Raw genomic sequence first — 15,231 nt, 5'->3', positions numbered from 1 at the left:
GCCGGTTTTTTCTTACACCTCTTCGACTTCACCCAGATAGGCGGCACGCACCTTCGGGTCATGCAGCATTTCACGCGCCGGACCCGACAGCGTGATCTCGCCGGATTCCATCACGTAGCCGCGATGGCTGTTTTCCAGCGCCAGGCGGGCGTTCTGTTCGATCAGCAAGATCGTCACGCCTTCGCTGGCGATGGTGCGCACCACCTCGAAGACCTTCTCGACCATCAGCGGCGCCAGGCCCATCGACGGCTCGTCCAGCAGCAGCAGCTTGGGGCGCGCGATCATCGCGCGGCCCATGGCCACCATCTGCTGCTCGCCGCCCGACAGCGTGCCGGCCGCCTGCTTGCGGCGTTCGGCCAGGCGCGGGAACAGCGTGAACACGCGGTCCGTGTCCTGCCGCACCTGCGCCGCATCGCGCCGGATGTACGCGCCCATCGCCAGGTTTTCCTCGATGGTCAGCTGGCCGAAGATGCCGCGGCCTTCCGGCACCATCACCAGGCCCTGGCGCACCAGTTCGTGCGACTTCTGCCCGCCGATGGACTTGCCGCCGTAGAGCACTTCGCCGCCGGCCAGCGGCACCAGGCCGCAGATGGCGCGCAGGGTCGTGCTCTTGCCGGCGCCGTTGGCGCCGATCAGGCAGACCTGCTCGCCTTCGTCCACGCGCAGGTCGATGCCGCGCACCGCGCGGATGCCGCCATATGCGACCTGCAGGCCGCGCAGTTCCAGTAGGGGTTTGCTTGCCGTCGTCATGCCGGGCGCTCCTGATGAATCAGCGGATCCTGGGCGGCGCCCGCGCCCAGATACGCTTCAATGACCTTGGGGTCGCGCTGCACCTGGGCGGGTTTGCCCATGGCCAGCACCTTGCCGTATTCCAGCACCAGCACGCGATCGCACAGGCCCATGACCAATTTCATGTCGTGTTCGATCAGCAGCACCGTCACGCCGTCACCGCGGATCTTTTCGATCAGCTTGCGCAGCACCACGGTTTCCGATGCATTCATGCCGGCGGCCGGTTCGTCCAGCGCCAGCAGCTTCGGGTCGGTCGCCAGCGCGCGGGCGATTTCCAGGCGGCGCTGGTCGCCGTAAGGCAGCGAGCGCGCCACGTCGTTGGCGCGGTGGCCGATGCCCACGTAGTCCAGCAATTCCTGGGCGCGGGCTTCGATGGCGGCCTCTTCGGCGCGCGCGCCCGGCGTGCGGAACACGGCGCCCAGCACGCCCGCGCGGGTCCGCACGTGGCGACCGATCATCACGTTCTCGATCGCGCTCAGGTTGGCGAACAGGCGGATGTTCTGGAACGTGCGCGCCAGGCCCGCGTAGGCCACTTCGTGCGGCTTCTTGCCCGACATCGATTGGCCGTTGAACGTGCACGAACCGTCTTCGGGGATGTACAGGCCGGTCAGCACATTGAACAGCGTGGTCTTGCCCGCGCCGTTCGGGCCGATCAGGCCGTAGATCTCGCCCTGCTCGATATCGAAGCTGACGTCCGACAAGGCCTGCAGGCCGCCGAAACGCTTGCCCAGGCCCTGGGCTTGCAGCAGTTTGCTCATGCCGCACCTCCCTGGGTCTTGGTGGCCAGCTCGCGCTTGCGCACGGCCGACGGCCACAGGCCGGCGGGGCGGAACAGCATGACGCACACCATGGCCAGGCCGAACAGCAGCATGCGGATGCCTTCGGGGTCCAGCACCACGGCGCCGAACAGCATGTGCTGCACCGGCTCGACCACGGCCCGCAGGAACTCGGGTAACGCGGCCAGGATCAGGGCGCCCAGGATCACGCCGGGGATATGCCCCATGCCGCCCAGCACCACCATGCAAAGGATGGAAATGGATTCCATCAGCGAGAAGCTCTCGGGGCTGACAAAGCCCTGCATCGACGCGAACAGCGCGCCCGCCACGCCGCCGAACGAAGCGCCCATGGCAAAGGCCAGCAGCTTGATGTTGCGGGTATTGATGCCCATGGCCTTGGCCGCGATCTCGTCTTCACGAATCGCTTCCCAGGCGCGGCCGATGCGCGAATTCTGCAGGCGCACGCACACCAGGATGATGATGAGCGTCAGCGCCAACAGCAGGTAGTAGTACTTCTCCGGCCCGGTCACGCGGATGCCCAGCAGGCTTTCCGTGCGGCCGAACGCGAATTCGCCCACCTTGAACGTATCGATGCGGTTGATGCCCTGCGGCCCGTTGGTGATGTTGACCGGTGCGTTCAGGTTGTTCAGGAAGATACGGATGATCTCGCCAAACCCCAACGTCACGATGGCCAGGTAGTCGCCCCGCAATTTCAGCGTTGGCGCCCCCAGCAGCACCCCGAACAGGCATGCCACCGCCAGCGCGATCGGCAGGATCGCCCAGAACGGCAGGTGCAGCCCGAAGTGCGGCGAGGCCAGCAGCGCCCAGGTGTAGGCGCCCACTGCGTAGAACGCGATATAGCCCAGGTCGAGCAGCCCGGCAAAGCCCACCACGATGTTCAGGCCCAGCGACAGCATCACATACAGCAACGCGAAGTTCAGGATGCGGACCCAGCTCTGGCCGGCCATGCCGATCACGAACGGCAGCACCGCCAGCACGATGCCGATCAGCGCGATGCCGATCAGGTTGCGGGTCGACAGCCCGCTGTGTTTCATGGCGCCGCTCATGCCCGGTCTCCCACGCGCTCGCCCAGCAGGCCGGACGGACGGAAGATCAGCACCAGCACCAGCACGAAGAACGCGAAGACGTCCTGGTAGTGGCTGCCCAGGAAACCGCCGGTCAGGTCGCCGATGTAGCCGGCGCCCAGCGATTCGATGATGCCCAGCAACAGGCCCCCGGCCATCGCGCCGACCAGGTTGCCGATGCCACCCAGCACCGCGGCCGTGAAGGCCTTCAGGCCCAGCATGAAGCCCATGGTGTATTGCGACACGCCGTAGTAGGTGGCGACCATCATGCCGGCCACGGCGGCCAGCGCCGAACCGATCAGGAACGCCGCTGAAATGACGGTGTTGATGTTCACGCCCATCAGGCCGGCCACTTCGCGGTTCTGCGCGGTGGCGCGCATCGCGGTGCCCAGGCGGGTCTTGTGCACCACGGCCAGCAGCCCGCCCATGATCAGCGCGGCGATCGCGACAATGGCGATCTGCAGCGTGCTCATGCGGGCGCCGAAGATCTCGAACACCTGCGGGGTCAGCACCTGCGGAAAGTTCAGGTAGTTGCGGCCCCAGCTCATCATCGCCACGTTCTGCAGGATGATCGACACGCCGATGGCGGTGATCAGCGCAGCCAGGCGCGGTGCCCGGCGCAGCGGCCGGTAGGCCACGCGTTCGGCCGTCCAGCCCACCGCCATGCACAGCGGCACGGACACGAGCAGACCCAGGCCCAGCACCACGAACGCGGACGTGGACGGATCGCCGCCCACCAGCGAGATGGCGATCGTCGTCGCGGCCATCGCGCCGATCATGACGACATCGCCATGCGCGAAGTTGATCAGCCCGATGATGCCGTACACCATGGTGTAGCCAAGGGCGACCAGGGCGTACACGCTGCCGAGCGTGACGCCGTTAATCAGTTGTTGAATGAAGATATCCATAGGGGCCGCAGAATAAGCCTGGAAAAATCGCGCGCATCTCGCGCGCGGCGCACCCGCGGGGCCGCCACCGTTGTGGCGCACCCCCGCGCCGGGCGGCGCGGGCGGGTGTCAATGGCCAGGGGCGGCGCAGCCGCGACCTGGCCGGGTGCAGCAGCCTCAGTTGGCCTGGCTGACCATCGTCTCGACCATCTCCCACTTGCCATTCTTGACTTCGTAGATGGTGACCGAGATTTCCTTCAGATCGCCGTTCTTGTCGTAGGCGATGTGTTCGCTGGTAGCGCCCTTGCGGTTCAGCTTGGCCAGTTCCGGCAGGTACTTCTCGGGCTTGGCCGAGCCGGCGGCTTCGATGGCGCTGATCATGTTCCAGGCGCCGTCATAGGCGTAGGGCGCGTAGACGCCCGGGGCCTTCTTGAAGCGTTCCTGGTAGCGCTTTTCGAAATCCTTGCCCGCGGCCATCTTGTCCAGCGGCACGCCGGCCAGCGAGGCGAAGGTGCCGTCAGCGGCGTCGCCGGCCAGCTTGATGAAGGTGTCGCTGCGGGTCATTTCACCCGAGACCAGCGGCGACTTCAGGCCCAGCGTGGCCAGCTGGCGCTTCATCGGGCCGGACTGCGCGTCCAGGCCGCCGTAGAAGATGGCGTCGGGCGCCGCGCCCTTGATGTTGGTCAGGATGGCCGTGAAGTCGTTGGCCTTGTCGGTCGTGTATTCGCGGCGCACCACCTGGCCGCCGGCGGCCTTGACGGCCTTCTCGACTTCGTCCGCCAGGCCTTGGCCGTAGGCGGTGCGATCGTCGATGATCGCGACCTTCTTGGCTTTCAGGCTTTGCACCATGAACTTGCCGACCGCGGCGCCCTGCTGGGTGTCGCTGGTCATCATGCGGAACGTGGTTTCGTAGCCCTGCTTGGTGTATTCGGGCGACGTGGCCATGGCGATCTGCGGCAGGCCGGCTTCATGGTAGACGCGCGACGCGGGGATCGTGGTGCCCGAATTGAAGTGACCCAGGATGCCGACGACGTTCTCGTCGACCAGTTGCTGCGCAACCTGCACACCCACGCGCGGGTCGGCTTGGTCATCACGCGACACCAGCACGAACTTGGCCGGCTGGCCGTCAATCTTGATGCCCTTCTTGTTGGCTTCTTCCAGCGCCAGGTTCAGACCGTTCTGCATGTCTTCGCCGTAGTGCGACTGGGGACCGGTCAGCGGCGCGGCAAAGCCGAACTTGACGTCGGCGGCCTGGGCAGCGGCGGCCATGCTGGCGGCGGCGATGCCGGCGGCGACAAGCTTCAAAGTGGTGCGAAACTTCATGGGTATCCTCCGGTATGTCGGATGAGGCTTTGTTATTCCTGGGCTTTTGGGCCAGGCTTTTCTGTTTGAATCCAATTGCCGGGTTGCCGCAATCGAACTTCAGGTGCGACCGGATTTTGCTTCCAGTGCAACCTCGCTAGATATTGGAGATAACCCTTGGTTGCCCAAGGGTTACCCCTCGGTCACGCTCAGCCGATGGTCATGAGGCTGGCGTTGCCGCCGGCCGCGGCCGTATTGACGCTGATGGATCGTTCGGTCAAGAGGCGTTCCGGCACATAGGCCGCGCCCGCCGCCAGCGCGTCCGACGTCAGTCCGTGCACCGCCAGGATAGCGCCAGGACGCTGTGCAATGCGCTGATTCAGCGTGCGCAAGGCGTCGCCATCTCCCTCGAACAGCACCGCCTGGTAATCGGCCTCGTCGACGTCGGCATCGGCCAGGATACCGGCCTGGCCCTGCTGCTCGGCATCCAGCCCGGCCAGCAGCGCCTGGCCTGCTGGCGTGTCCGCGAACCAGGCGTGGTTGCCGGTCAGGCGCGCCGCCGACCACTGCGCCCGCGCGCCAGCCTCGGTGGCCGCCACGCAGTACACGGCGCCACGCGGTTCGACCATATAGGTATTGGTCTCGCCCGTGGGGCCCGGCAGCGCGATGCGCTGCGGCAACGGCGCCGCCGGATCCAGCGCGGGCGGCAGGCCGTCGGGGCGCGTGCCGAGCAAGCGGTACATATACAGCGGGCCGCCGGCCTTGGGGCCCGTGCCCGACAGGCATTCGCCGCCGAACGGCTGCACGCCCACCACGGCGCCCACGATGTTGCGGTTGACGTAGACGTTGCCCGCATGGACCTGGCCGGTCACGTGGGCGATGGTTTCATCGATGCGGGTATGCACGCCGAAAGTCAGGCCGTAGCCGGTGCCGTTGATGGCATCCAGCAAGGCGTCCAGTTCCTCGCGCTTGTAGCGCACCACATGCAGCACCGGACCGAACACTTCGCGCGTCAATTCGCTGACAGTGTCGATTTCGATGATGGTGGGTGCCACGAACGTACCCTGGCGGCATTCGCCGTTCAGTTCGGCCTGGTCGACCCGGTGGCCTGCCGTGCGCATCGCGTCGATATGGCGCTGGATGCCGTTGCGCGCTTCGGTGTCGATCACCGGGCCCACGTCCACCGACAGGCGGTCGGGGTTGCCCACGCTCAGTTCGCGCATCGCGCCGCGCAGCATGGTCAGCACGTGGTCGGCGTTGTCTTCCTGCACGCACAGCACGCGCAGCGCCGAGCAGCGCTGGCCGGCCGAGTCAAAGGCCGAACTCAGTACGTCGAACACCACCTGCTCGGACAGCGCCGACGAGTCCACCACCATGGCGTTCTGGCCGCCGGTTTCGGCGATCAGCGGAATGGTGTGGCCGTCGTCATCCAGGCGGTCGGCCAGCGTGCGCGCAATGATGCGGGCCACGTCGGTGGACCCGGTGAACATCACGCCGCGAATGCCGGGGCTGGCCACCAGTTGCGCGCCCACGGTTTCGCCGCGGCCGGGCAACAGCTGCACCGCGCCGGCCGGCACGCCGGCCGCGCGCAGGATCGCCACCGCCTGCGCCGCGATCAGCGGCGTCTGTTCGGCGGGCTTGGCCAGCACGGTATTGCCGGCCGCCAGGGCAGCGGCCACCTGGCCGGTGAAGATGGCCAGCGGGAAGTTCCACGGGCTGATGCACAGCACCGTGCCCAGCGGGCGGTGCGTGTCGTTGCCGAACTCGCGCTCGGCCTGGTCCGCGTAGTAACGCAGGAAGTCCACGGCCTCGCGCACTTCGGCGATGGCATTGGGCAGCGACTTGCCGGCTTCGCGCACGATCAGGCCCAGCAGGGTCTGCATTTGCTCTTCCAGCAACTGGGCGGCGCGGCGCAGGCATTGCGCACGCTCGGCCACCGGCGTCGATTGCCAGATGGGCGCGGTATTGGCCGCGGCGCGCAAGGCGGCCTCGGCTTCCTCGCCGTTGGCTTCGATCACGTGGCCCACGATGTCGCGCAGGTTGGCGGGGTTGCGCACTTCGATCGCGCGGGCCGCATCCCAGGCCTCGGCGCCCTCGCCCAGCATCGGCGCGGCCCGCCAGGGCGTGGCGGCGCTGGTCAACAGCGCGGCCGACAGCGACCCCAGGCGATGTTCGTTGCTCAGGTCCAGGCCGGCCGAATTGGCACGCGCCCCTTGCTGCGGATTGCCATAAAGCTCGCGAGGCAGCGGAATCTTCTCGTGCGGCGCGCCCAGCGGCACGATGCGCGAGGCCGCATCCACCGGATCGGCCACCAGCGTTTCGACAGGAATGCTGTCGTCGCCGATCAGGTTCACGAACGAGGTGTTGGCGCCGTTTTCGAGCAGGCGGCGCACCAGGTACGCCAGCAGCGTTTCGTGCGTACCGACCGGCGCGTAGATGCGGCACGGGCGGTTCAGCTTGCCCTGGGCCAGCGGGCCCACCACTTCGTCGTACAGCGGCTCGCCCATGCCGTGCAAGCACTGGAATTCGTACTGGCCCGGGTAGTAGTTCTGGCCGGCCAGTTGATAGATCGCCGCCAGCGTGTAGGCGTTGTGCGTGGCGAACTGCGGGTACACGGCTTCCGGCGCGCCCAGCAGCTTGCGGGCGCAGGCCAGGTAGGCCACGTCGGTGTACACCTTGCGGGTGTAGACGGGATAGCCTTCCAGGCCGTCGACCTGGGCGCGCTTGATCTCGCTGTCCCAGTAGGCGCCCTTGACCAGGCGCACCATCACGCGGTGGCGGCTGCGGCGGGCCAGGTCGATGACGTAGTCAATGACGAACGGCGCGCGCTTCTGGTAGGCCTGGATGACGAAACCGATGCCGCTCCAGCCTTCCAGCTCAGGGGTGAAGCACAGCGCTTCCAGCAGATCCAGCGAGATTTCCAGGCGGTCGGCTTCTTCGGCATCGATGTTCAGGCCGATGTCGTAGCTGCGCGCCAGGATCGTCAGCGCCTTCACGCGCGGCAGCAGTTCAGCCATGACGCGTTCGCGCTGGGCACGCGAATAACGCGGGTGCAGCGCCGACAGCTTGATCGAGATGCCCGGGCCTTCATAGATGCCACGGCCGGCCGCCGCCTTGCCGATGGCATGGATGGCCTGCTCGTACGACGCGTAATAGCGATCCGCGTCTTCGGCCGTGGTGGCCGCTTCGCCCAGCATGTCGTACGAATAGCGGAAACCGCGGCTTTCCATCTTGCGGTTGTTGGCCAGCGCTTCGGAAATGGTCTGACCCGACACGAACTGCTCGCCCATCATGCGCATGGCCATGTTCACGCCCTTGCGCACCAGCGGCTCGCCGCCCTTGCCGATCAGGCGCGTCAGCGCCTTGGACAACGACTGCTCGCTGCTCACGGCCACCAGCTTGCCGGTGATCATCAGGCCCCAGGTCGCGGCGTTGACGAACAGCGATTGCGAGCCGCCCATGTGCGACTTCCAGTCACCGCGGGCGACCTTGTCGCGAATCAGCGCGTCGCGCGTGGCACGGTCGGGAATGCGCAGCAGCGCCTCGGCCAGGCACATCAGCGCCACGCCTTCCTGGCTGGACAGCGAGAATTCCTGGATCAGCCCCTCGACCCCGCCGCCGGTGCGCTTGCCGCGCAGCTTCTTGACCAGGTCGGTGGCCATCGCATGCACCTTTTCCAGGTTCGGCATGCGGGCCTGGCCCAGCAGCAACGGCACGCATTCCGGCTCGGGGCGGCGATACGCCGCCGTGATGGCCGCGCGCAGCACCGATTGCGGCTGCACGTCCTGGCCGAATTCGTAGAACGGCGGCGTGACGGCGGCGGGGTGATCGCTACCCTCGTCATCGGCGCCCTCTTCCCCGCCCAGATGGGACATTTCGGCGGGCAGGTGGCCGCGCTCGATCTTGTCCAGGTAGGAAAGGATCGCCTGCTTGTGCAGCCAGTGCGGCGTGCAGTTGAGCTTTTGCGCGGCGGCCTTTAGGCGGTCGCGTAGCGCGTCATCGACTTTGACGCCGAGGGTGGTGCTGGCCATAAGAGATTGCTTCCTGTCGCATGGCAAAGGTCATACCGGGCCCACAGCGAGGCCCGGCATCGGTAGGACCGTATGCTAATCAGGTTGCAACCGGGTTTGTACTAAGGTTAACCCTAGGGTTAACCGATTGAGATCATGGCGGGTTTTTGACAATCGCCTTGACCCTTTTTACAGATGAACCGGTTCAGTCCGGCAACGGCGAACAACCCAGCATCTGCACGCCCCCGCCGCTGTCCGGCGTCTGGCCCCGAATGGCGGACGCCATGGCGCCTGCCAGCGCCACCACGGCACGCTGCTGCGCCGCGACCAACCCAGGCACACCCGACGTCGGCGCCGGCTTCGACCCCGACCCGCCAGCGGCGGAATCGCCCGCCGCATCGGACACGTTCACCGTGACCACGCTGCGGCACAGCAGGCCGTTGCCCTTCAGGTTCACCGGCCGCACCCGCCAGGTGGCATCCAGTTGCGACTTGCGGCCGGCCACCAGATCGAAACGCTGCACGTCGGTCTGTATGCGCCAGACCGGCGCGGTGGGAGCGGGTTTGACCACCTGCACGTCCAGCGCGCCCAGGTCATGCTTGAGCGCATCCGACAGCGCGCCGCGGATTTCATCGCCCAGGGGCGAACTCCAGCGCTCGGAATACAGGGCCGACACGCTGCCGTCGCCCGTGCGCACCATCAGTTGCGGCTGGTCGGCCTGGGCCGCCACGTTCACGCCCTGCACATCGATCAGGAAAGGCGCCGCCGCGCGCGGCACGGCGGGTGCGGGCGCCGATGGCCCCTGCAGCGTGTAGTAATGCACCGGCGGCGACGAGGCGCAGCCGGCCAGCCACGCGGCCAGCGCCAGCGCGGGAGCGGCGCGGGACAGTCGCCGGGCGGAATGGCCCAGGGCTGGGCGCAAGGATCGGGAGCGAAGGATAGGCATGGGTTCAGTTCCTGACCGGGCCAGCGCCGGGGATCGGGTCGTCGCCGCGGCCGCGCAGCAACGATTCGGGGTTCGATTGCAGGAAGTCGGCCAGCGCGCGCAGGGAACGCGCCGCGCGGCTCAGTTCCTGCATGGCCTTCTCGGCATTGACCGGCAACGAGGCGTCCGACGCCAACAGCGCGTTCAGGTTGGCCATCGATTCCTGGGCCTGCTTGAGCACGCCTTGGGCTTGCGGCGCCACCTGCTTGTCCAGGCGCGTCATCAGCTTGGACGTGCTGGCCAGCGTGGTGCGCAGGTCTTCGCCGATCTTGTCGAACGGAATCTTCTCGATGCGGGCGACGATGTTGCTGACCTGCTGCTGCAGTTGGTCCAGGTTGCCCGGCACGGTCGGGATCAGGGCCGGGCTGGACATCTTGAAGTCCACCGGCTTGGCATTGGGGAAGTCGTCCAGCACCACATACAGCTGGCCGGTCAACAGGTTGGCGGTGCGCAGCTGGGCGCGCAGGCCATGCTTGATCATGATGCCCAAGAGGCGGCCGCCAGCCTCGTCGCCGTCTTCGACGGCGCGGGCGCGTACTTCCTCGTAGACCCGGCCCAGGCGTTCCGGATACAGGGTGGCGTCGACCAGCGAGTAGAAGCGTTTGCTGACCGGATCGAAGTCCAGGTTGATCTGCGTGACGTTGCCCAGGGTAATGCCCGAGAAATCGATCGACGCGCCAACGGACAGGCCGCGGATCGACTGGTCAAAGCGCATGCGGATCGGGAAGGCCTCGCCGTCCGGGTTGGCCTTGGCGGCCGTTTCCGTGGCGTACAGTTCAAAACGCGCATCGGCCTGCGCAGGCGTTGCGGCGTCGCGCGCGCTGTAGACGGGCTCGAAGGCCACGCCGCCCACCGCCATCGACACCAGCGACTGCGTGCGAACCTTCAGGCCGTCAGCATTGACGCTGAAGTCCACGCCACTGGCGTTCCAGAAACGCGTGCCATTGGTGACGAACTTGTCGTTGGGTGCGTCCACGAAGACTTCGACGTTCACGGCGTCGCCCGTCTTGTCCAGCGCGTAGCCGATCACGCGGCCCACGTTGATGCGGCGGAAATACACCGGCGAGCCGATATCCAGCGACCCCAGGTCCGATGCCTTGAGCTTGAAACGCTTGCCGGCGCGGTCGTGCGTCACGGCAGGCGGCGTTTCCAGGCCCACGAAGTGCAGCTTGGTGGCTTTCCTGGAGGCATCCTTGCTTTCCACGGCATCCACGCCGATGTAGGCGCCGGACAGCAAGGTACCCAGTCCGGACACGCCGCTGACATCCAGCCGCGGCCGCACCACCCAGAAGTTGGTGCCCTCGCGCGCCAGATCGGCCACGTCCTTGGACAACTCGGCCTGCACCACGACCTTGCTGCGATCGCTGTTGAAGCCGATGGACTTCACGGTGCCGACGTTCACGTCCTTGTAGCGCAGCTGGGTCTTGCCGACCTCCAGCCCTTCGGCGGTATTGAATTCGATGGCAAGATCCGGCCCGGCCTGCATCCAGGTGCGCACCACCAGCGACAGGCCCATCAGCGCGGCAACCACGGGCACCAGCCAGATCCATGAGATCCGGCTCTTGCGCTTGCGCGAAATGGTCGGTGACGCAAACTTCTCTTCACCAGATCCAGGTGCTTGGTCGGACATCTGTTTTTTCCTTTTCTTCTTAAACGGCAAACGCGTCCCGGCCCCTGCCCCGCAGGCGGGTGGCCTGACGCATCAGCCCACTTCCGTGCCCGCTGTGGGCGCCGGCCGGCGCCCGCCATCAGCGATCGCCAACCGTTCCAGGTCGAGCTCGCTGGCGTCTTCCAGGTCCCAGCTGCGGCGCAGGTCAAAGCTCATGGCCGACAGCATGGTCAGGATCACGACCACGCCGAATGCCGCGGCGCCCGCGCCGGCACTGATTTCCATCAGGCCCTGGAAGTCCGCCAGGGCCGCCAGCAATATCACCACGAACACGTCCAGCATCGACCATTGGCCAATGAATTCGACCATTTCATACAACCGCGTGCGCGGCCGCAGATTCGTCGTACTGCGCCATTGTTCGGTCAACAATAGCAGGATCAGCGCCAGCAGTTTGGTCAGCGGCACCGCCACGCTCGCAATGAAGACGATCAGCGCGATGTCCCATGACCCCATGTTCCACAATTCGACCACACCGCCCAGGATGGTATGGGCGCTGTCGCCCAGCACCGAACTGACCTTCATGACGGGCAATACGTTGGCCGGAATATAGAACACCACGGCCGCCAGCAACAGCGCCCAGGTGCGGGCCAGGTGATCGGGCTTGCGGTAATGCACCACCGCGTGGCAGCGCACGCAGTGGTGTTCTTCTTCGGGGTCGCCGTTGCGCGGCAGCGCCTGCACCTGGCCACAGACGTGGCAACCGGTCAGTACCACGTCGGGCCCTGCTTCGGGCACATGCACCGGCACGACCCCGGCGGATTCCGCGTAGCGCCACAGCACATGCGGCGTCAGCCGGCCCAGCATGGTCAGCAGGATGGTCAGGATGCCGAAGGCCGCCAGGCCAATGCCCGGCGACACCGCCGCCATGCCGGCCAGCTTCACGACGGCCACCAGCACGCCCAGCAGGAACACCGGCACCATGCACCACGGCCGCAGCAAGCCCAACAGGCGCATCGCGCCATGGAATCCGGCGGGTTCCGCACCACGCGACAGCGGGCCCAGCACCCATAGCAAGACGGTCAGCTGCAACAGCGGCAGGGCGAACCCCGCCAGCCCGGTCATGATGGCGACGATGTAATGGCCCTGGCGCCAGGTGATGGAAATGGCGTCGAGCAGGGACGCCTGCTGCACCATGCCCTGCACCGACATCGATGCGACCGGGTAGGCGTTGGCCACGCCGAAGATGATCAGGGCGGAAATGGCGAGCGCCAGCCAATTGGACAAAGTAAGCCCGCTGTAGCGCCACAAGGTGGCACCGCAGCGGGCGCAATTGGCGGTCTCGCCAGGTTCAAGCTGATGTCGGCGATAGATGCTTGCGCAGTGTTCGCACTCGATCAGCGGCTGGCGGTCCGCGTCGGGGATCATAGGCCTAATCGACGAGCTCGACTTCCTGCTTGTCGGGCGCGGCCGACGGCGGTTTGCCGTGGTCGTCGAAATCCAGCGTGACCTTGTTGTCGTCGTCCAGGTCGACCGTGACCGTGCCGCCATCGACCAGCTTGCCGAACAGCAGCTCGTCGGCCAGCGCGCGCCGGATGGTGTCCTGGATCAGGCGCTGCATCGGACGGGCGCCCATGAGCGGGTCGAAGCCTTCCTTGGCCAGGTGGTCGCGCAGGCGCGTGGTGAACACGGCTTCCACGCGGCGCTCGTGCAGCTGGTCTTCGAGCTGCATCAGGAACTTGTCGACCACGCGCAGGATGATTTCGCGGTCCAGCGGTGCGAACGGAATGATCGCGTCCAGGCGGTTGCGGAACTCGGGCGTGAACATGCGGCGGATTTCCGCCATTTCGTCGCCCACGACGCGCGAATTGGCAAAGCCGATGGACGGACGGTTCAAGGTTTCGGCGCCCGCGTTCGTCGTCATGATGAGGATGACGTTGCGGAAGTCCGCCTTGCGGCCGTTGTTGTCCGTCAACGTGCCGTGGTCCATGACCTGCAGCAGGATGTTGAAGACGTCCGGGTGGGCCTTTTCGATTTCATCGAGCAGCAGCACGCAATGCGGCTGCTTGGTGATGGCTTCGGTGAGCAGGCCGCCCTGGTCGAACCCCACGTACCCGGGAGGCGCACCGATCAGGCGCGACACCGCGTGGCGTTCCATGTATTCGGACATGTCGAAACGCAGCAGCTCGACACCCAGCGTGAACGCCAGCTGGCGTGCGACTTCGGTCTTGCCCACCCCGGTCGGGCCGGAGAACAGGAAGGCGCCGATCGGCTTTTCCGGCTTGCCCAGGCCCGAGCGCGCCATCTTGATGGCGGCGGCCAACGCGTCGATGGCGTTGTCCTGCCCGAAGACCACGGTCTTCAGGTCGCGGTCCAGTGTGGCGAGCTTGCTGCGGTCGTCGTTGGAGACGGACTGCGGCGGAATGCGCGCGATCTTGGAAACGATGTTTTCGATATCGACCTTGCCGATCACCTTCTTCTGGCGCGAACGCGGCAACAGGCGCTGTGCGGCGCCAGCCTCGTCGATCACGTCGATGGCCTTGTCCGGCAGGTGGCGGTCGTTGATGAAGCGCGCCGACAATTCCGCGGCGGCCGACAGCGCGGCGGCGGAATAGCGGACGTTGTGGTGCTCTTCGAAGCGGCTCTTGAGGCCGCGCAGGATCTGCACGGTCTGTTCGACGCTGGGTTCGGGCACGTCGATCTTCTGGAAGCGGCGCGACAGCGCGTGGTCTTTTTCAAAGACGCCGCGATATTCGGTGTAGGTGGTCGCGCCAATGCACTTCAACTGGCCCGAGGACAAGGCCGGCTTGAGCAGGTTGGACGCGTCCAGCGTGCCGCCCGAGGCCGAACCGGCGCCGATCAGCGTGTGGATTTCGTCGATGAACAGGATCGCATCGGGGTTGCCGCGGATCTGCTTGAGCACGCCTTTCAGACGCTGTTCGAAATCGCCGCGGTACTTGGTGCCCGCCAGCAGCGCGCCCATGTCCAGCGCGAACACTTGCGCGGCCTGCAGGATTTCGGGGACTTCGCCGCGCGTGATGCGCCAGGCCAGGCCTTCGGCGATGGCGGTCTTGCCCACGCCGGCCTCGCCGACCAGCAGCGGGTTGTTCTTGCGGCGGCGGCACAGCACCTGGATCACGCGCTCGACTTCGTGCTCGCGCCCGATCAGGGGGTCGATGCGGCCCGCCAGCGCCGCGGCGTTCAGATCGGTCGCGTACTGGTCCAGCGGCGACTGGCGCGATTCGCCCTGCTCTTCACCATTGGTCTGCTGCTCTTTCTGCACGGCGGCGGACTCCACCTGTGGCTGTTTGGTAATGCCATGCGACAGAAAATTGACGACATCCAGCCGCGTGACGCCCTGCTGCTGCAGGTAGTACACGGCGTGAGAATCCTTTTCGCCGAAAATGGCCACGAGCACATTCGCGCCGGTCACCGGCTTCTTGCCGGTGCCGCCCGCGGACACATGCATGATCGCGCGCTGGATCACGCGCTGGAAACCCAGCGTCGGTTGCGTGTCGACTTCTGCGCCGCTGGGAATCACCGGGGTGTTTTCCGAAACGAACTGGCGCAGGTTACGGCGCAGGTCGTCCAGGTTGGCTGCGCAGGCGCGCAACACTTCGACTGCCGAAGCGTTATCGAGCAACGCCAACAGCAGATGCTCGACGGTAATAAATTCGTGCCGGGCCGAACGGGCCTCGACGAAAGCCATATGCAGGCTGACTTCAAGCTCTTGGGAAATCACGCTTCCTCCGTAACGCATCGAAGCGGTCAAATACACGATTCATATTCTA

10 protein-coding genes are annotated in these 15,231 nt (G+C 66.2%); all 10 read right to left on the bottom strand.

All coding sequences use genetic code 11. From position 1 onward, the window contains the following. Positions 1-12: 12 nt before the first annotated feature. The gene (locus tag U858_RS0103740) at positions 13-750 is read right to left on the bottom strand and encodes an ABC transporter ATP-binding protein (RefSeq protein WP_025135853.1); all 738 of its coding nucleotides are present in this window, start codon (positions 748-750) and stop codon (positions 13-15) included. After that, the gene (locus tag U858_RS0103735; protein ID WP_025135852.1) at positions 747-1,547 is read right to left on the bottom strand and encodes an ABC transporter ATP-binding protein; all 801 of its coding nucleotides are present in this window, start codon (positions 1,545-1,547) and stop codon (positions 747-749) included. The genes U858_RS0103740 and U858_RS0103735 overlap by 4 nt, the downstream gene beginning before the upstream one ends. Beyond that, on the bottom strand, positions 1,544-2,632 hold the full coding sequence (locus U858_RS0103730; protein ID WP_025135851.1) for an ABC transporter ATP-binding protein: 1,089 nt from the start codon (positions 2,630-2,632) through the stop codon (positions 1,544-1,546). Before U858_RS0103730 ends, U858_RS0103735 begins: the two co-directional genes overlap by 4 nt. Then, positions 2,629-3,480: a branched-chain amino acid ABC transporter permease gene (locus U858_RS0103725; RefSeq protein WP_369797635.1), complete on the bottom strand. Its 852-nt coding sequence runs from the start codon at positions 3,478-3,480 to the stop codon at positions 2,629-2,631. The genes U858_RS0103730 and U858_RS0103725 overlap by 4 nt, the downstream gene beginning before the upstream one ends. Before the next feature lie 234 nt (positions 3,481-3,714). Beyond that, on the bottom strand, positions 3,715-4,860 hold the full coding sequence (locus tag U858_RS0103720; RefSeq protein ID WP_025135849.1) for a branched-chain amino acid ABC transporter substrate-binding protein: 1,146 nt from the start codon (positions 4,858-4,860) through the stop codon (positions 3,715-3,717). A 188-nt stretch (positions 4,861-5,048) separates the two neighbouring features. Continuing rightward, positions 5,049-8,870 carry a trifunctional transcriptional regulator/proline dehydrogenase/L-glutamate gamma-semialdehyde dehydrogenase gene (gene putA, locus U858_RS0103715; RefSeq protein ID WP_025135848.1) on the bottom strand — a complete coding sequence of 1,274 codons (3,822 nt, stop codon included), beginning with the start codon at positions 8,868-8,870 and terminating at the stop codon, positions 5,049-5,051. Between the two features lie 184 nt (positions 8,871-9,054). After that, positions 9,055-9,795, bottom strand: a complete 741-nt coding sequence (locus U858_RS0103710) for a membrane integrity-associated transporter subunit PqiC (RefSeq protein WP_051593517.1) — start codon at positions 9,793-9,795, stop codon at positions 9,055-9,057. A gap of 4 nt (positions 9,796-9,799) precedes the next feature. Beyond that, on the bottom strand, positions 9,800-11,464 hold the full coding sequence (locus U858_RS0103705; protein WP_025135846.1) for an intermembrane transport protein PqiB: 1,665 nt from the start codon (positions 11,462-11,464) through the stop codon (positions 9,800-9,802). 72 nt (positions 11,465-11,536) lie between these two features. Beyond that, entirely contained in the window at positions 11,537-12,868 is a 1,332-nt protein-coding gene (locus U858_RS0103700; RefSeq protein WP_029953508.1) for a PqiA/YebS family transporter subunit, read from the bottom strand. 4 nt (positions 12,869-12,872) lie between these two features. Next, positions 12,873-15,182 (bottom strand): ATP-dependent Clp protease ATP-binding subunit ClpA, encoded by a 2,310-nt coding sequence (clpA, locus tag U858_RS0103695; RefSeq protein WP_025135844.1) that lies wholly within the window; start codon positions 15,180-15,182, stop codon positions 12,873-12,875. Positions 15,183-15,231 lie beyond the last annotated feature (49 nt).

The sequence above is a fragment of the Achromobacter sp. DH1f genome (assembly GCF_000633435.1).
Classification (GTDB): domain Bacteria; phylum Pseudomonadota; class Gammaproteobacteria; order Burkholderiales; family Burkholderiaceae_B; genus Achromobacter; species Achromobacter deleyi.
This window is presented reverse-complemented; position numbering and strand designations above follow the sequence as displayed.